Annotated in this window: 15 protein-coding genes; 4 read left to right on the forward strand and 11 right to left on the reverse strand. The window is 72.5% G+C overall.

Annotated features, from left to right (window positions below):
• Positions 1-23 precede the first annotated feature (23 nt).
• From ACIRVK_RS13150 to ACIRVK_RS13170, 5 genes are read right to left on the reverse strand one after another with little or no spacing between them, the layout of a single operon-like run.
• Positions 24-824 (reverse strand): ABC transporter permease, encoded by an 801-nt coding sequence (locus tag ACIRVK_RS13150; RefSeq protein WP_404246254.1) that lies wholly within the window; start codon positions 822-824, stop codon positions 24-26.
• Positions 825-1,748, reverse strand: coding sequence for an ABC transporter permease (locus tag ACIRVK_RS13155; RefSeq protein WP_404246256.1), 924 nt, complete (start codon positions 1,746-1,748; stop codon positions 825-827).
• Positions 1,748-2,920: an ABC transporter ATP-binding protein gene (locus ACIRVK_RS13160; protein ID WP_404246258.1), complete on the reverse strand. Its 1,173-nt coding sequence runs from the start codon at positions 2,918-2,920 to the stop codon at positions 1,748-1,750. Before ACIRVK_RS13160 ends, ACIRVK_RS13155 begins: the two co-directional genes overlap by 1 nt.
• Before the next feature lie 5 nt (positions 2,921-2,925).
• Positions 2,926-4,173, reverse strand: coding sequence for a PotD/PotF family extracellular solute-binding protein (locus ACIRVK_RS13165; RefSeq protein WP_404246260.1), 1,248 nt, complete (start codon positions 4,171-4,173; stop codon positions 2,926-2,928).
• A gap of 56 nt (positions 4,174-4,229) precedes the next feature.
• Positions 4,230-5,765: a gamma-aminobutyraldehyde dehydrogenase gene (locus tag ACIRVK_RS13170; protein ID WP_404246262.1), complete on the reverse strand. Its 1,536-nt coding sequence runs from the start codon at positions 5,763-5,765 to the stop codon at positions 4,230-4,232.
• A gap of 209 nt (positions 5,766-5,974) precedes the next feature.
• Here ACIRVK_RS13170 and ACIRVK_RS13175 point away from each other — a divergent pair, with 209 nt between their 5' ends.
• Positions 5,975-6,538 (forward strand): NADAR family protein, encoded by a 564-nt coding sequence (locus ACIRVK_RS13175; protein WP_404246264.1) that lies wholly within the window; start codon positions 5,975-5,977, stop codon positions 6,536-6,538.
• Positions 6,539-6,577: 39 nt separating this feature from the next.
• Here the strand turns inward: ACIRVK_RS13175 and ACIRVK_RS13180 are convergent, their stop codons facing one another.
• Entirely contained in the window at positions 6,578-7,288 is a 711-nt protein-coding gene (locus tag ACIRVK_RS13180; protein ID WP_404246266.1) for a DUF4190 domain-containing protein, read from the reverse strand.
• Between the two features lie 211 nt (positions 7,289-7,499).
• Between ACIRVK_RS13180 and ACIRVK_RS13185 the strand changes: the two genes are divergently transcribed.
• A complete protein-coding gene (locus ACIRVK_RS13185; protein ID WP_404246268.1) occupies positions 7,500-8,561 on the forward strand; it encodes an adenosine deaminase in 1,062 nt (353 codons plus the stop codon).
• 41 nt (positions 8,562-8,602) lie between these two features.
• Positions 8,603-9,298: a glycerophosphodiester phosphodiesterase gene (locus ACIRVK_RS13190; protein ID WP_404246270.1), complete on the forward strand. Its 696-nt coding sequence runs from the start codon at positions 8,603-8,605 to the stop codon at positions 9,296-9,298.
• On the opposite strand, the gene ACIRVK_RS13195 is transcribed toward ACIRVK_RS13190, so the two are convergent.
• The 5 genes from ACIRVK_RS13195 to ACIRVK_RS13215 all read right to left on the reverse strand — a co-directional run bounded on the left by ACIRVK_RS13195 (position 9,280) and on the right by ACIRVK_RS13215 (position 13,166).
• On the reverse strand, positions 9,280-10,950 hold the full coding sequence (locus ACIRVK_RS13195) for an RNA polymerase sigma factor (RefSeq protein WP_404246272.1): 1,671 nt from the start codon (positions 10,948-10,950) through the stop codon (positions 9,280-9,282). The two genes, ACIRVK_RS13190 and ACIRVK_RS13195, sit on opposite strands and share 19 nt — an antisense overlap.
• A gap of 139 nt (positions 10,951-11,089) precedes the next feature.
• Positions 11,090-11,590 carry a hypothetical protein gene (locus ACIRVK_RS13200; RefSeq protein WP_404246274.1) on the reverse strand — a complete coding sequence of 167 codons (501 nt, stop codon included), beginning with the start codon at positions 11,588-11,590 and terminating at the stop codon, positions 11,090-11,092.
• Positions 11,574-12,065, reverse strand: coding sequence for an RNA polymerase sigma factor (locus tag ACIRVK_RS13205; RefSeq protein ID WP_404246276.1), 492 nt, complete (start codon positions 12,063-12,065; stop codon positions 11,574-11,576). Before ACIRVK_RS13205 ends, ACIRVK_RS13200 begins: the two co-directional genes overlap by 17 nt.
• A gap of 88 nt (positions 12,066-12,153) precedes the next feature.
• The gene (locus ACIRVK_RS13210; protein ID WP_404246278.1) at positions 12,154-12,783 is read right to left on the reverse strand and encodes a class F sortase; all 630 of its coding nucleotides are present in this window, start codon (positions 12,781-12,783) and stop codon (positions 12,154-12,156) included.
• On the reverse strand, positions 12,780-13,166 hold the full coding sequence (locus tag ACIRVK_RS13215) for a sortase-dependent protein (RefSeq protein WP_404246280.1): 387 nt from the start codon (positions 13,164-13,166) through the stop codon (positions 12,780-12,782). The genes ACIRVK_RS13210 and ACIRVK_RS13215 overlap by 4 nt, the downstream gene beginning before the upstream one ends.
• Before the next feature lie 275 nt (positions 13,167-13,441).
• Here ACIRVK_RS13215 and ACIRVK_RS13220 point away from each other — a divergent pair, with 275 nt between their 5' ends.
• Complete coding sequence (locus ACIRVK_RS13220) at positions 13,442-18,427, forward strand: hypothetical protein (RefSeq protein ID WP_404246282.1); 4,986 nt, start codon at positions 13,442-13,444, stop codon at positions 18,425-18,427.
• The last annotated feature ends 24 nt before the right edge of the window (positions 18,428-18,451 follow it).

Here is an 18,451-nt window from a genome sequence, read left to right on the forward strand (position 1 = left end):
AACTCCCTACCAGGGGTGTGCGGTCAGGCCTTCTGCTTGGTGCGGCGATTCCCGATGAGCATGGCCGCCAGCACGAACAGTACGGCGACCAGGAACATGGTCGTCCCGATGACATTGATCTGAACGGGTGTCCCGCGCTGTGCCGAACCCCAGACGAACATGGGGAACGTGACGGTCGAGCCCGCGTTGAAATTGGTGATGATGAAATCGTCGAAGGAGAGCGCGAAGGACAGCAGCGCGCCCGCGGCGATTCCCGGTGCCGCGATGGGCAGCGTGACCCTCAGGAAGGTCTGCGCGGGACTGGCGTACAGATCCCGCGCGGCCTCCTCGAGCCGCGGGTCCATCGACATCACGCGCGCCTTGACGGCGACCACGACGAAGCTGAGGCAGAACATGATGTGGGCGATCAGGATCGTCCAGAAGCCCAGCTGGGCGCCCATGTTGAGGAACAGGGTGAGCAGCGAGGCCGCCATGACGACCTCGGGCATCGCCATCGGCAGGAAGATCAGCGAGTTCACGGCGCCCCGCGCGCGGAAGCGGTAACGGACCAGCGCGAAGGCGATCATCGTGCCGAGGACCGTGGCGCCGATCGTCGCGAGCGCCGCGATCTGGAGGCTGATGGAGAGCGAGCCGCACATGTCGGCCACCCCGCACGGCTGCTTCCATGCGTCCAGCGAGAACTGCTGCCACTCGTAGTTGAAGCGCCCCTTCGGTTTGTTGAAGGAGAACACCGTGACGATGACGTTGGGAAGGAGGAGATATCCGAGGGTGATCAGCCCCGCGATGACGACGAGATGGCGTTTGAGCCAGTTGACGAGGGCCATCTAAACCAGATCCTCCGTCCCGGACTTGCGGATGTAGATGGTGACCATGACGAGGATCGCGGCCATGAGGATGAAGGAAAGGGCCGCCGCCGTCGGGTAGTCGAGAATTCTCAGGAACTGCGTCTGGATGACGTTCCCGACCATCCGGGTGTCCGTCGAGCCGAGCAGGTCCGCGTTGACGTAGTCGCCGGCCGCCGGGATGAAGGTCAGCAGCGTGCCGGAGACGACGCCCGGCATGGACAGCGGGAAGGTCACCTTGCGGAAGGTGGTGAAGGGCTTCGCGTAGAGGTCGCCGGCCGCCTCGTGCAGCCGTCCGTCGATGCGCTCCAGCGAGGTGTACAGCGGCAGGATCATGAACGGCAGGAAGTTGTACGTCAGTCCGCACACGACCGCGAGCGGGGTGGCCAGCACCCGGTCGCCCGCCGTCCAGCCGAGCCAGTTGGTGAGGTCCAGGACGTGCAGGGAGTGGAGGGTGTGCACGACCGGGCCGTTGTCGGCGAGGATCGTCTTCCAGGCCAGGGTGCGGATCAGGAAGCTGGTGAAGAAGGGCGCGATCACCAGGATCATGATCAGGTTGCGCCAGCGCCCCGCGCGGAAGGCGATCAGGTACGCCAGCGGATACCCGAGCAGCAGACACAGCACGGTCGCCGCGGCCGCGTAGAGCACCGAGCGGACGAACTGGGGCCAGTACTGGGACAGCGCGTCCCAGTAGGTGGCGAAGTGCCAGGTGACCTTGTAGCCCCCCTCCAGGGAGCCCGTCTGCACGGACGTGGAGGCCTGGTAGATCATCGGCAGCGCGAAGAAGACGATCAGCCACAGGATGCCGGGGAGCAGGAGCCAGTACGGCACCAGCCGGCCACGTTTGCGCGGCGGCTTCTTCTCTGGGGCCGGCGCCAGGGGCGGCGCCTCGGTGACGGCGGCCATCAGGCGGCGTCCTCCTCGACCTCGGCGACACCAGCGTCGCCCACCGTCCCAGCAAGCAGGGACTGTGCAGCGTCAAGGCCGAAGGTGTGCGCGGGGTTCCAGTGCAGGACGACCTCGGCGCCCGGCACGAGGCGGGGGTCGCGGTCGATGTTCTGCGCGTAGACCTCGAAGTCGGGGCAGACGGGGCTGTCGATGACGTACTGAGTGGAGACGCCGATGAAGGAGGAGTCGGCGATCGTGCCCGAGATGCGGTTGCGGCCCTCGGCGATCTCGCCCGCGTCGTCGGCGTGGGTGAGGGAGATCTTCTCGGGGCGGACACCGACCAGGACCTTGCCGCCGGTGGTCGTGGGCGCGGAGCAGCGCGCCTGGGGCAGCACGAGCTTGCCGCCGCCCGCCCTGAGCACGATGTCCTCGCCGCTCCTGGAGTCGACCTCGGCCTCGATGAGGTTGGAGGTGCCGAGGAAGTTGGCGACGAACGTGGTCTGCGGGTTCTCGTACAGGTCGGTCGGGGAGCCGAGTTGCTCGACGCGGCCCGCGTTCATCACGGCGACCGTGTCGGCCATGGTCATGGCCTCCTCCTGGTCGTGCGTGACGTGGATGAAGGTGATGCCGACCTCGGTCTGGATGCGCTTGAGCTCCAGCTGCATCTGGCGGCGCAGCTTGAGGTCGAGGGCGCCGAGGGGCTCGTCCAGGAGGAGCACTTTCGGATGGTTGATCAGGGCGCGGGCGACGGCGACGCGCTGCTGCTGGCCGCCGGAGAGCTGGTGCGGTTTCTTGCGGGCCTGCTCGCCGAGCTGGACCAGCTCCAGCATGTCCTCGACCTGCTTCTTCACGCTCTTGATGCCGCGCCGGCGCAGGCCGAAGGCGACGTTCTCGAAGATGTCGAGGTGCGGGAAGAGGGCGTACGACTGGAAGACGGTGTTCACCGGCCGCTTGTAGGGCGGCAGTCGGGTGACCTCCTGCTCGCCGAGGTGGACGGTGCCGCTGGTGGGGTCCTCCAGGCCGGCGATCATGCGCAGGGTGGTGGTCTTGCCGCAGCCGGAGGCGCCGAGCAGGGCGAAGAAGGAGCCCTGCGGGACGGTCAGGTCGAGCGGGTGCACGGCGGTGAAGCCGTTGTCGTACGTCTTGCTGATGCCGGAGAGGCGGACGTCTCCGCTGGTGTCCTTGGTCATCTTCGTCACGCCCCTGTGAGCTTCGCGAACTTCTGCTGGTAGGCCGTCTCTTCCTTCGAGCTCAGTGCGCGGAAGGCGTGGGACCTGGCCTGCATGGCCTTGTCAGGGACGATCAACGGGTTGGTCGCCGCCGACTTGTCGATCTTGGCGAGGTACGGCACCACTCCCGCGACCGGGCTCACGTAGTTGACGTAGGCGGCGAGTTGGGCGGCCGGCCCGGGCTGGTAGTAGTAGTCGATGAGCCGCTCGGCGTTCGTCTTGTGGCGGGCCTTGTTGGGGATCAGCATGTTGTCGGTCGAGGTCATGTAGCCGCTGGCGGGGATGACGTAGCCGACGTCCGGGTTGTCCGCCTGCAGCTGGACGATGTCACCGCCCCAGGCGACGCACGCGGCGAAGTCGCCCTTGGTGAGGTCGGACGTGTAGTCGTTGCCGGTGAAGCGGCGGATCTGGCCCATGTCGACGGCCTTCTGGAGGCGGGCGATGACCGCGTCGAAGTCGTCGCCGGTGAACTTCGCCGGGTCCTTGCCCATGTCGAGCATGGTCATGCCGATGGTGTCGCGCATCTCGGTCAGGAAGCCGACGCGGCCCTTGAGCTTCGGGTTGTCCAGCAGGTCCGAGATCGACTTCACCTCGACGCCGTCCAGGGCCTTCTTGTTGTACGCGATGACGGTCGATATGCCCTGCCACGGGTACGAGTAGGCGCGGCCCGGGTCCCAGTCGGGGCTGCGGAACTGCTCGGAGAGGTTGGCGAAGGCGTGCGGCAGGTTCGACGCGTCCAGCTTCTGCACGTACCCGAGCCGGATCATGCGCGCGGCCAGCCAGTCGGTGAGGACGAGGAGGTCCCGGCCGGTGTCCTGGCCGGCGGCGAGCTGCGGCTGGATCTTGCCGAAGAACTCGTCGTTGTCGTTGATGTCCTCGGTGTACTTGACGGTGATGCCGGTCTGCTTGCGGAACGCGTCCAGCGTGGGGTGGTGCTTCTGGCTGTTGTCCACGTCGATGTACTGGGGCCAGTTGGAGAAGTCGACCTCCTTCTCCTTCGCCGAGTGGTCGTCCGCGGACTGCCCGCCCTGCGTCTTGCCGGCCGCGGGGATGCCGCAGGCGCTCAGCGTCGCCAGGCCGCCGAGGGCGAGCGCGCCGCCCGTGGAGGCGCGCAACAGGGACCGGCGGGTCATCGCCGCCCGGCCGTCGCGAAGGCTGCGCCGCATCGCGGCCGCCACGGCCGGTGACAGGCGGTCGGGCTCGTACTGCTCCATGCGCTGGTTGCCCTTTCGGGAGTGGCGGCCGCGGGTTCGGGCGGCCTGTCCTGCGGCTATCGGTCCCCGAAGATCGTGCGGTGCCAGTCCTTGCGGGCCACCGCCGTGTTGTCGAACATGACGTGCTTGATCTGCGTGTACTCCTCGAACGAGTACGCGGACATGTCCTTGCCGAAGCCGGACGCCCGGTACCCGCCGTGGGGCATCTCGCTGATGATCGGAATGTGGTCGTTGATCCACACGCAGCCCGCCTTGATCTCGCGGGTGGCGCGGTTCGCCCGGTAGACGTCCCGGCTCCAGGCGGAGGCGGCGAGGCCGTACGGGGTGTCGTTGGCGAGCCGGATGCCCTCGTCGTCGCTGTCGAACGGCAGGACCACCAGCACCGGACCGAAGATCTCCGACTGGACGATCTCACTGTCCTGGGCGGCGTCCGCGACCAGGGTGGGGCGGTAGTAGGCGCCCTTCTTCAGCTCCCCCTGCGGGGTCTCGCCGCCGGTGACCACGCGCGCGCAGGAGCGGGCCCGCTCGACGAAACCGGCGACGCGGTCGCGCTGGACGTGCGAGATCAGCGGGCCGAGGTCGGTACCGGGCGCGAAGGGGTCGCCGAGCCGGACGCTCTCCATGAGGGCGGCCGTCCGCTCGAGGAACGCCTCGTAGAGGGGCCGTTGCACGTACGCGCGGGTGGCGGCCGTGCAGTCCTGGCCGGTGTTGATGAGTGCGCCGGCGACCGCGCCGTTGGCGGCGGCCTCGAGGTCGGCGTCGTCGAAGACGACGAAGGGGGCCTTGCCGCCGAGTTCCAGGTGGAGGCGTTTGACGGTCGCGGTGGCGATCTCGGCGACCCGCTTGCCGACGGCGGTGGAGCCGGTGAAGGAGGTCATGGCGACGTCGGGGTGGCCGACGAGGTGCTCGCCGGCCTCCCTGCCGGTGCCGGTGACGATGTTGACGACACCGTCCGGGATGCCGGCGTCCGTGGCGGCCTGCGCGAACAGCAGCGAGGTCAGCGGGGTCAGCTCGGCGGGCTTCAGCACGATGGTGTTGCCCGCGGCGATCGCCGGGAGGATCTTCCAGGCGGCCATCTGGAGGGGGTAGTTCCAGGGCGCGATGGAGCCGACGACGCCGATGGGTTCGCGGCGGACGTAGGAGGTGTGGTCGCCGGAGTACTCGCCGGCCGACTGGCCCTGCAGATGCCGGGCGGCGCCCGCGAAGAACGCGGTGTTGTCGATGGTCCCCGGCACGTCGAACTCGCGGGTCAGCTTCAGCGGTTTGCCGCACTGCAGGGACTCGGCGCGGGCGAAGTCCTCGGCACGGTCGGCGAGCACGGCGGCGAAGCGGTGCAGGGCGTCCGAGCGGTCGCCGGGCGTGAGACCGGCCCAGCCCGGGAAGGCCTCGCGCGCCGCCGCGACGGCGGTGTCCACGTCGTCCGCACCGGCCAGCTCGTACGTGTACACGTCCTCGCCGGTCGCCGGGTCGACGACGGTGTGGGTCCGGCCGGACGTGCCCTTGGCCGGGCGGCCCGCGATGTACTGCGCGCCGTCCGCGAAGCGGTCCTGCGCGGGGAATCGTTCCGGGGTGGCGGTACCCGGGTTCTGCATGTCGCTCTCCTCCGCCGAAGCCCCCTGACCGCGGGGCGGGTGGCGTAGCTCCAGCTCGATTTGAGTGCCGATCCTGACAGAGGGAATGCCGGTCGACAAGGGATTCCGTTGTTGCCTTTCGGTTACGCGACGGAATCTGTCGACCAGGTGTCGAGTGGGCAGGGAAAAGGGAGGACGGAGTGTCAGTGGTGGCTGCGAGACTCGCGTGCATGGAAAAGGTCACGGGGGCAATCGACTCGCGGGAAGCCCTGGTCAGCCAGGTTCGCGCGGGCGCGAAGATCAAGTACCTGCACTTCTGGGGCCACCGGCCGCGGGCGGACGGGCAGGTCGGGGCGAGCTGTCTGAGCCAGTGGTGGCCCTCGCCCTTCGCCGTGGACGGGGTGACCTATGCGACGGCGGAGCACTGGATGATGGCGCGGAAAGCGCGGCTGTTCGGCGACGCCGACGCGGAGCGGCGGGTGCTGGACGCCGGGCATCCCTCGCAGGCCAAGAAGGCGGGGCGGCTGGTGCGCGGCTTCGAGGAGGCGGTGTGGGAGCGCGAGCGCTTCGGGATCGTCGTCGAGGGCGGCGTCCACAAGTTCGCGGCGCACGCGGACCTGCGGGAGTTCCTGCTGGGCACGGGTGAGCGGGTGCTGGTGGAGGCGAGTCCCGTGGACCGCGTGTGGGGGATCGGCCTCGCCGCGGACGACGAGGCGGCGGCCGATCCGGAGCGCTGGCGGGGGCCGAATCTGCTGGGGTTCGCCCTGATGGAGGCTCGGCGACGATTGCGCTAAGGGGTGTTCACAACACCCCCCCCCAGGACTGAGCGGCGGTCAGTCCTGGGTCAGGAGGGGGGCCGAGACGCTGGGGGCGGAGTTGTACGACGGCCCCTCGTCGATCTTGTTCTTGTCGTGGATGGCGACGACGATGCCGACGATCAGGAGGGCGATCGTGGCGAGGCCCAGAATGATGCCGATGATGCCCGTGATGAGGCCCGCCTGTGCCTGGCCCCGGTTGGTCGCCTCGCCGCGGTCGGCGCGCCGCTTGCCCTTGACGCCGAAGACGACGGCGAGCACACCGAGGATCAGGCCGACGACGCCGTACAGGCAGAACAGGCAACAGGACAGGATGCCCAGCACCATGGCCGCGGTGCCCATGCCGTTCTGCGGGGTCGGCGGCATGCCGGGCCAGCCGTAGCCCTGCGGGTAGGCGGGGTAGCCGTAGCCGCCGGGCGCGGCACCCGGGCCGCCGGGCGCTGTCGGCGGGGGCGGCACGGCGGACTCCGCCCAGCCGCCCGGCGCCGCGGGACCGCCGGGCGGGGCGTAGGTGGGGGCGCCGAAGCCGGGGGTGCTCTGGCCGGGCGCGGGCGGGAACGAGGTCACCGTGGCCTGGTCGTGGACGGGGTGCGGCTGGGCCGCGGGCTGCTGGTCCTGAGGGCCGGCAGCCGCCGGCGCGCCCTTGTCCAGCGAGGTCTTGTGCTCCGGCGGCGCCCACGGGTCCTGCCCGGCTCCCGTGCCCCCACCCGGCTGTGTCTGATCCGCCACGTCCCCGTCCCCCTCAATCGATCGCGAGGCCATGGTACGGCCTCACCTCCCCCACCCCGACCGCCCGGGTGGCCCGCCGGCGGCCGACTCCCCACCGGCCCCCACCAGGCATCGCAGGACCACTCGCGGCCTACGATGAGCCCGCGTCATCGATCAGCCGATCACCCGCGTCCCGTCGGCACCGCCCGGGGCGCCGTTCCGGGGAGGAACCTTGACCGAGCGTCTTGTCGAGCCGAGCGTGCCGGGCGAACTGCACGCCTTCATCGCCTCGTTGCCCAAGGCCGAACTGCACGTGCACCACGTGGGTTCCGCCTCCCCGCGGATCGTCTCGGAGCTGGCCGCCCATCACCCCGACTCCAAGGTGCCGAGCGACCCCGAGGCCCTGGCCGACTTCTTCACGTTCACCGACTTCGCGCACTTCATCGACGTGTACCTGTCCGTCGTCGACCTGATCCGCACCCCGGAGGACGTCCGGCTGCTGACCTACGAGGTGGCGCGCGACCTGGCCCGGCAGCGGGTGCGGTACGCCGAGCTGACGATCACCCCGTTCTCCTCGACCCGGCGCGGCATCGACGAGGGCGCCTTCATGGACGCCATCGAGGACGCCCGCAAGGCCGCCGAGGCCGAGTTCGGGACCGTCCTGCGGTGGTGCTTCGACATTCCCGGCGAGGCCGGGCTGGAATCGGCGGAGGAGACCGTGCGGCTCGCGACCGACGAGCGGCTGCGCCCGGAGGGGCTCGTGTCCTTCGGGCTCGGCGGGCCGGAGATCGGCGTGCCCCGGCCGCAGTTCAGGCCCTACTTCGACCGGGCCATCGACGCCGGCCTGCGCTCCGTGCCGCACGCTGGCGAGACCACGGGACCGGAGACGGTGTGGGACGCGCTCACCCACCTGCGCGCCGAGCGCATCGGGCACGGCACCAGTTCCGCCCGGGACCCGAAGCTGCTCGCGCACCTCGCCGAGCGGCGGATTCCGCTGGAGGTGTGCCCGACCTCCAACATCGCCACGCGCGCCGTCCCCACCCTCGACGAGCACCCCCTGAAGGAGTTCGTGCAGGCGGGGGTCCTGGTGACGATCAACTCCGACGACCCGCCGATGTTCGGCACCGACCTCAACAACGAGTACGCCGTCGCCGCCCGCCTCCTCGGTCTCGACGAGCGCGGTCTGGCCGACCTCGCCAAGAACGCGGTCGACGCGTCCTTCCTGGACGAGGCCGGCAAGCGCCGGATCAAGGACGAGATCGACACGTACACGGCGGAGTGGCTCACGACCTGAGCCCCGTGACCGTCGCCGATCGGTCCCGACACAATGGGCGCATGCAGACGCTGACTGCCGTGGCCCATCGCGGCGACCCGTACCGCTTCCGTGAGAACACGATCGACTCGCTGCGTTCCGCGCTCGACCGGGGCGCGGACGCCGTCGAGGTCGACGTGCGGCTCACCAAGGACGGCGTGCCCGTGCTGCTGCACGACGAGACGCTGAAGCGGCTGTGGGAGCGGGACCGGCCGCTGCTCGCGCTGTCGGCCGCGGAGGTGCGCGGCCTGACGGCGGGCGCGGTACCGACCCTCGCCGAGGCCCTCGCGGCGACCGGGGGCAGCCGGGTGATGCTGGACCTGCCGGGGACCCGCGAGGTGCGCACGGCACGGCGGATCGTGGACGTCGTTCGGGAGGCGGGGGCCGCCGACCGGGTCTACTACTGCGCCGACGCGGCCGCGATGCTCGCCGTGCGCGGTGCCGACCCGTCCGCGGAGATCGCCCTGACCTGCGGCAGCCTGGCTCCCCCGCGCCCCGCCGTGCTGGATGCGGTCAAGCCGCGCTGGCTCAACTACCGCTTCCCGCTGGTCGACCGCGACCTCGCGGCCCGCGTCCACCGCGACGGCTACCTGCTGTCCGTGTGGACCCCGGACACCCGCCGTTCCCTGCGCCGGCTGATCGACCTGGGCGTCGACTCGATCACCACCAACCGCATCGACCTGCTGTGCGCGCTGCGGGGCTACACGCGGGAGCGCTGAGGCACCGTCGCCGGGTCGGCCGGGGTGGAGCGGGTGACGTACTGCGGGACGGGGGCGTCGTCCTTGCCGGTGTCCCGGACCAGGCCGTAGCGCTTGACTCCCTTGGGCGGGCCCGTGGCGATGTCCGCCCGGGCCGCGTCCCAGGTGGACGGGAAGATGCTCAGGTTGTAGTCGGCGCCGCGTTCGTTGAGGGTGAGGGTGACGCTGCCGTCGAGGTAGAAGTACTCGTTCTGCCACATCTGCTGGGTGCCGGCCGGCAGCACGTCGTAGCCGGTGGCCTTGGAGCCCATGCCGGTGGCGGTGGGGTCGGTGGGACTGACCGGGTCGTCCATGCGACGGCCGCCGCCCGAGGCGACATGGAAGAGCTTGCCCTTCAGGCCGGTCCAGGAGGGCGGGACCAGGCCGCCGGACCTGCCCTGCGGAACGATCTGCCAGCGGACGAGGACATAGCCCTCGCCGCTGAGCGTCACGTGCTCACCGCGGTGAGAGATGAAGGCGCGCGGGCCACCGGTGCTGGTGACGCCCTTCTCGGGGCGGTGCGGCAGGGCGCCGGGCGGGGTGTTCGGGTCGGGCGCCCTGTCCACGGCGTCGACGACGCTGCCGTAGACGGCGGTCTTCTCGTGGGTCACCGACGGGGACGGGGAGGGCGACGGGGTCGCCCTGGGGGACGGCGGGTGGTAGGTGCGCGTCGCGGCGGGAGGGGCCGGCGCCGCGTGCGGGGGCGTGGTGGCCGGGGCCCGGGTGACGACATAGGCGCCGCCCGCGACGATCGTGGCGCCCGCGGTGACGGCGACGGCGGGCTTGGTCAGGGCGCCGAGCACCTTGCCGGACCAGCCGACCGATGTCGCGGCAACGGCCGTCTTGCCGCCCAGGGCCGGCGACACCGTGTAGCCGACGGGCAGCGGGACGAGCGCGATGCCGACCAGCAGGCGTTCCGCCGGTACGACGGACTCGCGGGCGTCCCCGCAGTAGGCGCAGCCCCTGATGTGCCGGGCCAGCCGCTTGCGCCACACCGAGTCGGGCCGCCCGTCCCAGCGGGCGGTCAGCTCGCGCAGCTGCGGGCAGGAGCCCTCCAGCGCGCGCACGATCCCGCGCGAGGTCTCCAGTCGTTCCTTCATCCGCTGGACGCGTACGGCCGCGTGCTGTCTGCTGATGCCGACCGCGGCCGCCAGCTCGCGGCGGGTCAGCTCTCCCGCGACCTCCAGCCACCACAGCGACAGCAGCTGCCGGTCCTCGTCGTCGAGCCAGCGCACCGCCTGTGCGACCTCGCGCCGCTGCCCCTCCAACTGCAGGCGCAGCACGGTGAGTTCGGCGAAGTCGGTGGCCTCGTGGGACGCGTCCTCGTCCAGTCGGCGGGGCGTCCTGCGGCGTGCCCGGTCCCGTATCTGGCGCATGGCGATCGCCATCAGCCAGGACCGGAAGCTGTCCGGGTCGCGCAGGGCGCCGAGGTTGTCGACGGCGCGCAGCATGGTCTCCTGGACGACGTCGTCGACGTCGGCGTGGCCGTTCAGGGCGCGCCCGACGACGTTGTAGACCAGCGGCAGCCAGCCCGCGACCAGCTCGTCGAGCGCCTGCCGGTCGCCGGCCTGCGCTGCGGTGATGGTCTTGCGCCAGTGCCGTCCGGCCGTCCCGACGTCGGCGTGCGTCCTCATGCCCGCACCATCTCAGCCGGGCCCCTGCGGTTGGCAATGTCGGAGATCACACCCGTGGGGACGGGCCGGCCTCCTGGGCGATAACAGTTTTTCCACCGGTGGGGCCCGGGGGCGCGGCCGACCACCACCGTCGGGTGGGTCAGCGGCCCCGCGAAGGGGATGCCGCGGTCGTCGGGGTCGACCGGATGGCGCCGGGGCCCGGGCTGGGTTGGAGGGAAGGGACGCGGGCGGAGGGCGCCGGGTAGGCGCCGGTGCGGCTGGTGGGGGTGGGGGCATCGCTCGGCGCGAGGGTCCGGGCGGACTGGGTGGGCCGGCCGGTGCGGGCGCTCGACGGTTCGGGGGTCGGTGTGCGGGACGGCGGCGTCACGGGGCTGCTCGCCGGGGGCGGGGCCAAGGGGACCGTCGGGGTGTGGGGGCCGGTGGTGGCCGTCGGGCGCAGGGGGAGGACGATCAGGGCGGCCACGCCGCAGGTCAGGGCGGCGCCGACGGCGGCGCGGACGGCGCGGCGGCGGGAGGCGCCGCGGCGGATCGCCTCGTAGCGGCCGGGGGGCGCGCCGAGGTAGTGGGCCGGTGGGCGCAGCAGGACGGTGAGCTCGTCCTCGGGTTCGGAGTCCGGGCCCTCGTCAGAGTGTGTGATCAACGCTTCTCCTCAGGTGGGCGCGGAGCAGTTCGCGGGCCGCGTGCAGGTCGGCCTTGACGGTTCCCTCCTTGCGTCCGGTCAGTACGGACACCTCCCGGATCGGCATGTCAGCGTAGTAGTGCAGCAGGATCGGCACGCGCAGTCGCTCCGGGAGGGCCTGCACGAGCAGGCGCACCGAGGGGTCGCTCTGTTCGGTGGGTGGGCTGACCGCGGCCTCGTGGGTGGCGCGGCGCACGGCCCTGCGCTCGCGCTCCAGCTTGCGCCAGTGGTCGCGGACGAGGTTGGCCGCGGTGACGTAGAGGAAGCCGCGCGGCTCGGCCACGGCGGTCCAGCGGGCCCACAGCCGGGTGAAGGCCTCCGAGGCGATCTCATGGGCCGTCTCGTCGTCGTCGACGAGCCGGCGGCACCAGCCGGCGAGACGCGGATAGAGGGCGGCGAACAGCTCGGACGCGGCCTTCTCGCGGGACCGTTTCAACGTTCTCCCGGGTTCGTGGGGGGTGGTGCGTGGAGGAAGAGCCCGGGCCGCCGGCGTACGTTCCGCCGGCCCGGGCTCCGAGCAGCCGTCAGGGACCGGTGCCGGTCAGCGCCGCGAAGACGATGACGTTGTCGCGGTACCCGTCACCGGTCCGCTCCCCGCCGCAGGTGATGAGGCGCAGCTCCGGCCGGTTCACGTCCCCGTACACCTCCTTGGTCGGGAAGTGGTCCTTGGCCACCGTCCGTACGTCGGTCACGGTGAACACCGCAACCGTGCCGCTCTCCAGGCGTGCCTCGATCCTCTCGCCCCGGCGCAGTTCCGCGAGGTGGCGGAAGACGCCGTCCCCGTAGGCGCCGACCGTGACATGCCCGAGGATCACCGACGGTCCGGTCCGGCCCGGCGTCGGCGAGTTGTCGTACCAGCCCGCCCGGTCGTGCCGCTGGATCGGCGGCACCTGCACGGTGCCGTCCGCAGCCAGCCCCAGCTTCATCACCGGGGTGTCCACCCCGATCGCCGGAATCCGGAGCCCGACCGGGACCGATCGCCCCACCGCCGGCACCTTCTTCGCGGCCGGCGGCGCCGAGGACGACGGCGCGCTCGCGGAACTCCCGCTCAGGTGGCTCCCGGTCGTGGCTCCAGTGCCCGAGCAGCCCACGAGCAACGCGGCCAGCGCGAGGGGGGCGAGAGGGGCGAGTACGCGCCCGGAGAAGCGGCTCATTCCCCGTGCGCCTGCCGACGGCGCAGGAGGAAGACCGCCCCTCCGCCCACGACGACGGCCGCGGCGGCACCCCCACCGATCAGGACTCCCGTGTCGGAGGAGTTCGAGGAGGTCACCTCACCGGTGTTCGGCGCGCCGCTCGGCACGACGGCGACCTGACCGCCGGAGGGCCGGGTCGGCACGGGGGTCGGGGAGACGCGGCGGGCATCGCTCGGGGCCGCACTGGGGGCGAGGGTGGGCGCGGTGGCGCGCGGGGAGGGGCTGGCGGTGGCGCGGTGGGCGGGGGTCGGGCTCGCGGAGGTCCCCGCGGCGAACGCGGGCACCGCGCCCGCGAGGACGGCGGTGGCCGCGATCACCATGGCACTGAGGCCGGTTCGGCGCATGAATCGCTCTCTTTCGTCGGTCCGTCCGGCGTGGGGCCGGCGGGCTGTGTCGTGGATCGAGCGGAGAGACGAGACAGCACGGAGAGGGGTTGTAAAGAGCTGGCAAAGTCCTCGAATGGCCGTTTGGTGTACGGGAGTTGTCGCTCCGATGGCGGGGACGCGGCGAATCGCACCGGAGTGACCGGAGGGGGGTCAGCCCTGTTTACGTTGAGGCCGTGCGGAACCAGCAGCAGCCACGGGACGGCAGATCCGGCACTTCTCAGCAGGCTCCCCCGGTGCCCCGCACCGCCGGGCCGCCCGCGCACGCCCTGCTCGCCTTCCAGCAGTCCGCCGGGAACGCGGCCACGGCACGTGCCGTGCGGCGGGCCCGCACCGAGCGCTCTGGACCCGCGCTGCCGGCCATCGAGGAGCGCACCGAGGCCGGGTTCGAACTGCCGTCGTACCTCATGCACTTGGAGGCGGCCGGGCTGTCGACGGCGTACGGGCTGACCGGGCACGAGTTCGTGCGGCACGCGGTGGCCGCCGTCGTGGGGCACGCGGACGGCACCGTCGGCGACCTCGCGGCCGAACTGGCCGGACGGCCGGAGAGTTTCTTCGGCCGGGGCCGCGCCTTCGCCGTCGAGGGCCGCACCGGCAAGGAGTGGTACGACGTGACGGTCGCCGTCCGCCGGGCCCCCGACGACCGGCCGCCCGTCTTCCAGCCGAAGGGCCTGCCGGCCGACGCCAGGTCGGGCACCGACGAGGTCGCCGACCTGGACGACGAGGAGGGCAGGGACACCAAGGTCGACGTCCAGCACAACACCGCCGCCACCGCGAGCAGGACGGCCGGCAACTCCTCGAGCCACGGCGTCGGCGGCCTGGTCTTCGGGCTCGCGCCGGTGGCGCCCGGGCTGTGGCTGGGCGGCGCGGCCAGCGGCAACGTCCAGCCCTGGCAGTCCTCGCGGGAGTCCCGGCATCAGCGCAACGTGGCCGAACCGCGGGTCCTGCGCAGCGACAAGGGCTCGGTCGAGGTGCGGCGCAAGGTGGTCTACGAGGTGCGGGTGCGCCGGACCGGCACCGAGGAGGCACGGACCTTTAAGGACACGGGGACGCTGACCCAGCGGGTGCCGACCGAGCATCTGGTCCCGGTCGGCACGGGTGCGCCGGCGCCGCCGCGGCCGGTGACGGCGGACACCGCGCGGAGCGTCTCGCTCGCCGACTCCCTGGCCCCGGTCGCCGTCACCGACCCGGCCGCCCCGCACGAGAGCGGCGGCGGGCTCTTCTCGGCCGTCGCCTCCGTGCTGCACCCCTCACTGACCGCACCCGGAGCGCCGGGCCGGGCCCGGCTGTACGAGGCGACCGCGACGGCGACGGTGCTCGAGGACCTGCCCCGGCTGCTGCGGGGCGGTGTCCTCGGCGCGGACCTCCAGTCCAAGGACGGGAGGACGGCGGGCAGTTACCGGCTGCGCGCGGCGATCACCGGCCTCTCCCCCGCCTGGGGCACGGGCAGAACCCAGCTGCGCACCCACCAGCAGGCCCAGCACACGGTCACCGAGTCCGCCGGCAAGGGACGGGCCGTGACGGCCGGTCTGGGTCCGGCGATCGGCGTCGGCGCGGCGGGCAACGCGGCCGTGGTGCGGGCGACGGCGATGCCGGTGGCGACCGCCCGCTCGGCACGGTTCACGGCGACCGAGCAGACCGTGTCCACCCGGCAGGGAGCGGAGGTGCGGGGCGAGAAGGCGCTGTACTTCGGGACGGTCGTCCTCACCGCGGAGGGCACGGGCCCGCGCTCCGCCGAGATGATCCTGGACCCCGGCCGCCGGGTCGCCACCCACGCGATGAACGTGTGGCTGAGCCTGCGGGCCGACGAGGCACGGGAGCTGGGGCTGCCGCTGCCGGACGGCATGGAGGCCGCGGAGTTCGTCCGGAAGCCGAGACGGAGGGACGACAACGGCGAGGAGGTGGACGTCGAGCGCCGTCTCCCCTACGGGGCGAGGGGATCGAGCGTCGCCCTCAGCCGGCTCGACACCGGCCCGATGCTGCGGGCGGTGCACGAACTCTTCGCCACGGACCCGAGATTGGCCGGTTATCTCCCCGGCTTCGGCACCACCCCGACCGCCGCCCACACCAGCCCCGAGGAGGCGGAGGCGCAGCGGGCCAACCACCGTGAGCTGATGACGGCCCTGTCGGAGACCAACCTCCGGGTGAACAAGGACCAGTTGCTGTCCACCGGCGTCCGGGTGCGGCTGCGCCGGAAGACCGCTCTGCACTCCCACGACGTGCAGCTGCTCGTGCGGGGCGAGCTGTCGGACACCGAGTACCAGGGCGACATCAAGGACTGGATGGTGCGCGCCCACTCCGGTGTCACCAGCAACTCGACCAGCGGGCGGGGCAGTTCGCGCTCGATCGGCGGTCTGGTGCTCGGCCAGGCCCGGCTGGTGCCGGGTGTGCTGACGGGTGCGGCCCGCTACGAGCGGCACAGCTCCGGCACCCGCCGCAACCAGGCCGGCCCCACGGGCCGTTCGGACATCCTGACCAACGGCTCCGAGACCGCCGCCGCCTTCGCCGCGGCCTTGAGCATGCGCGTCGACGTCACCATGACGTCCCGGCCCCGCAAGCTCGCCCGCGGGCTCAGCGTCGGCTCGCCCGGTCGGCACACACCTCAGGCCAGGCTGCTGGCGGGGCTGCACCTGGACGCCCAGGACGTACGGCTGCTCTCCCCGGCCGAGTTCACGCTGGACGAGGAGGGCAAAGACCGGCTGGACGCGGTGGCCGAGGCCCGCGCGGCGCGACCACCCGCTCCGGATCACGCCTTCACCGCCGAGGGCATCGGCGACCTGGCGTCGATCACCCCGCGGCCGTCCGCCGGGCGGGTGCTGCGGGACTGGCAGCTGGTGGAGCACCTCGACACCGAACCCGTACGGGCGCTCGCCCTCCAGTTGCTGGCCCGGGCCGCCGCCCGCGACAAGGCGCTGCGCGAGGACCCGGCCCTGGCGACGGAGGGCCTCGCGCCGCGGCTCGCGGTCGAGGAGCGGTTCGGCGAGCGGGCGGTCAAGGCGGCGCTGCGGCAGGCCGCGTCCGCCGGCTGGGTGGTCAAGAACCTTCGGTATCCGCGCCGGCTCGCCGCTCTGAACGGCGCGGTCGGCACCCGGCTGGTCCTGGCCAACCCGAGGTTCGTGCACCGGGCCGAGGGGCCGGGCACCGAGACCTTCGTGCTGGGCGGCCACCAGTCGGCGGGTCAGGTGGGCCAGGGCACCACCAGCACCGTGCAGTTCGGGATGACCGGCTCGGAGAACGGCCCCGGGTGGCGCACCGGACAGGGCCTGTCGGCGTTCCGCACCACGGGCCGCGGCGACAGCCGGGCCGAGGCCCTGTCGGGGACGGTCGAGCGCAACGCCCACACCCCGAGGAAGGCGCCGCTGTACCTGGTGCAGTGCGACGTACTGGTCGACATGGTCGCGGAGGTCAAGGTCACCGGGGGCGGCCCGTACGTGACGAAGGCCGCCCGGACCCTGCCGGGGGCGGCGGGCGTGTGGCTGACCGAGGCCCAGCTCCCGCCGCGGATACGGCGGCAGCTGAAGCTGGACGCCGGCTCGGACCCCGTCATGCGGCATCCGGCGGCGAGCGGCGAGAGCAGGGCGGAGGGTTCCCGGACGGCCGCCGGGCGGGCGCGGGCCAGTACCGCCACGGGCTCGCCCGCCTTCGGCCGTGCCCTCCCCCTCGGCTTCGGCATGGTCGAGGACCTGCCGGACTTCGTGCCCCTGCTGGGCCGGCTGCGCTCGGACCTCGTCCGCAACCGCCACCAGGACCTCGCCGACAGCCTGCTGCCCCGGCAGCAGCTCAAGGACCGCAACGACAACGTGCAGCGGCTGCTGCGGGTGCTGGACCGGGACGGCTCGGCCGGGCTGCTGTCCGGCACCATGGACGGCGGGGTCACCGTCGAGCTGTTCGACGGCCGCCGGACGCCGTACTGGGCGGTGTTCCGGGTCGACCGCACGGCGGACGGCGAGGACACCGGCGACGCGGTCGACGGCCGGGACCTGGAGTACATCACCGCGGCCGTGACCCAGCAGGCCGTCGCCCACGACGAGGGAAGGGTGACCGGCGTCGAGGGCGTCCTCGCCGGATCGGGCAGACCGGACGGCGGGGCGGGGCAGCTGAAGAGCACGGGCGCTGCGGCCGGCCTCGGCTACGCGTCCGGTGACGCGCGGCGCGCCGGCGGGGCGAGCCGCGGCCAGCTCGGCATGAAGACGGTCGCGGAGGCGAAGTCCGCGCCGTCGGCGAGGCTGCGGCTGCCGGTCCGGGCGAGCCTCGAACTGCTCCAGGGCGGCACCCGGTTGGCGCTGGCCCGGCTGGACGGCCTGGCCCTGACCCACCGGGTGCTGAGGAAGGACCAGGCGGCCCTGAGCCGGGTGGTCGCCCCCGTGCGGGACCCGGCTCCGCCTGTCCGCGGTGGGCGCGGCGACGGCCCGGGCGAGCTCGGCGCCTGGCACGCGGGCGGACTGCGGCTGCCGATGGAGGCGCAGATCAACGGCTTCCAAGGGGCCCCCCGGGTACGGGAGTTGGTGAACGCGGCCGTCCGGGAGGCGGGCGGTGGCGGGCGCTTCCGGGACCGCGGACAGGCCGCCGCGTACGCGCTGCAGGAGGCCGTCTCCACCGAGTGGCTGATCGCCGCGCTGCCGCTGCTCACCTCGGCCGGTGCCGAGCTGCCGCCGGTGCACGCCTCCGGTGCCGCGGGCCAGGACCTGCGTGCCTCCCTGCACGCCCGGCTGCGGGACGGGCGGGTGCTGGGCGTCGGTGACACGATGACCTTCGAGACGGTCGGGCAGAGCCACCTCCAGGCGCCCCGGCCCACCCAGACGGACGGCCTGAGCTCCGCCGGCCACGGTCGCCAGGCGCGGGCGCTGGGCGGTGCGGGCCTGCTCAACGCGGACCAGTTCCGGCTCAACCAGCTGATGGGCGCCGTCGGGGGCGCGGGCGGCACGACGGACGCCGCCGCGAACTCGGCGGGCTCGACGCCCCTGCACAAGCCGAAGACGAAGGCGGTCCTGGTCCAGTTCACCCTGGACGTCAGGGTGGTGGCCAGGGTGACCGACCGTGTCCGCACCGGCCACGTCGGTACGGCGGTCCGCGAGACGACCCTGCCGACGCCGGTGGTGATCCGGTTTCCGGAGCCCGCGGTCCGCCGCCTGCTGGCGACGGCGGGAGCGAGCCTCCAGGACCCCGACAACCACCTGGGCCTGACGGCGACCGTCGCACCGCCGCCTCCGCCCGGTACCTAGGGTCCTGGCGAAGTCCGCTGCGGC

The sequence above is a fragment of the Streptomyces sp. NPDC101152 genome (assembly GCF_044768275.1).
In the GTDB taxonomy this organism is placed as follows: domain Bacteria; phylum Actinomycetota; class Actinomycetes; order Streptomycetales; family Streptomycetaceae; genus Streptomyces.

What these genes read in the sequence shown, in the direction of transcription:
- ACIRVK_RS13150 (WP_404246254.1), bottom strand. Translation starts at nt 824, where the DNA reads ATGGCCCTCGTCAACTGGCTCAAACGCCATCTCGTCGTCATCGCGGGG.
- ACIRVK_RS13155 (WP_404246256.1), bottom strand. Translation starts at nt 1,748, where the DNA reads ATGGCCGCCGTCACCGAGGCGCCGCCCCTGGCGCCGGCCCCAGAGAAG.
- ACIRVK_RS13160 (WP_404246258.1), bottom strand. Translation starts at nt 2,920, where the DNA reads ATGACCAAGGACACCAGCGGAGACGTCCGCCTCTCCGGCATCAGCAAG.
- ACIRVK_RS13165 (WP_404246260.1), bottom strand. Translation starts at nt 4,173, where the DNA reads ATGGAGCAGTACGAGCCCGACCGCCTGTCACCGGCCGTGGCGGCCGCG.
- ACIRVK_RS13170 (WP_404246262.1), bottom strand. Translation starts at nt 5,765, where the DNA reads ATGCAGAACCCGGGTACCGCCACCCCGGAACGATTCCCCGCGCAGGAC.
- ACIRVK_RS13175 (WP_404246264.1), top strand. Translation starts at nt 5,975, where the DNA reads ATGGAAAAGGTCACGGGGGCAATCGACTCGCGGGAAGCCCTGGTCAGC.
- ACIRVK_RS13190 (WP_404246270.1), top strand. Translation starts at nt 8,603, where the DNA reads ATGCAGACGCTGACTGCCGTGGCCCATCGCGGCGACCCGTACCGCTTC.
- ACIRVK_RS13195 (WP_404246272.1), bottom strand. Translation starts at nt 10,950, where the DNA reads ATGAGGACGCACGCCGACGTCGGGACGGCCGGACGGCACTGGCGCAAG.
- ACIRVK_RS13210 (WP_404246278.1), bottom strand. Translation starts at nt 12,783, where the DNA reads ATGAGCCGCTTCTCCGGGCGCGTACTCGCCCCTCTCGCCCCCCTCGCG.
- ACIRVK_RS13215 (WP_404246280.1), bottom strand. Translation starts at nt 13,166, where the DNA reads ATGCGCCGAACCGGCCTCAGTGCCATGGTGATCGCGGCCACCGCCGTC.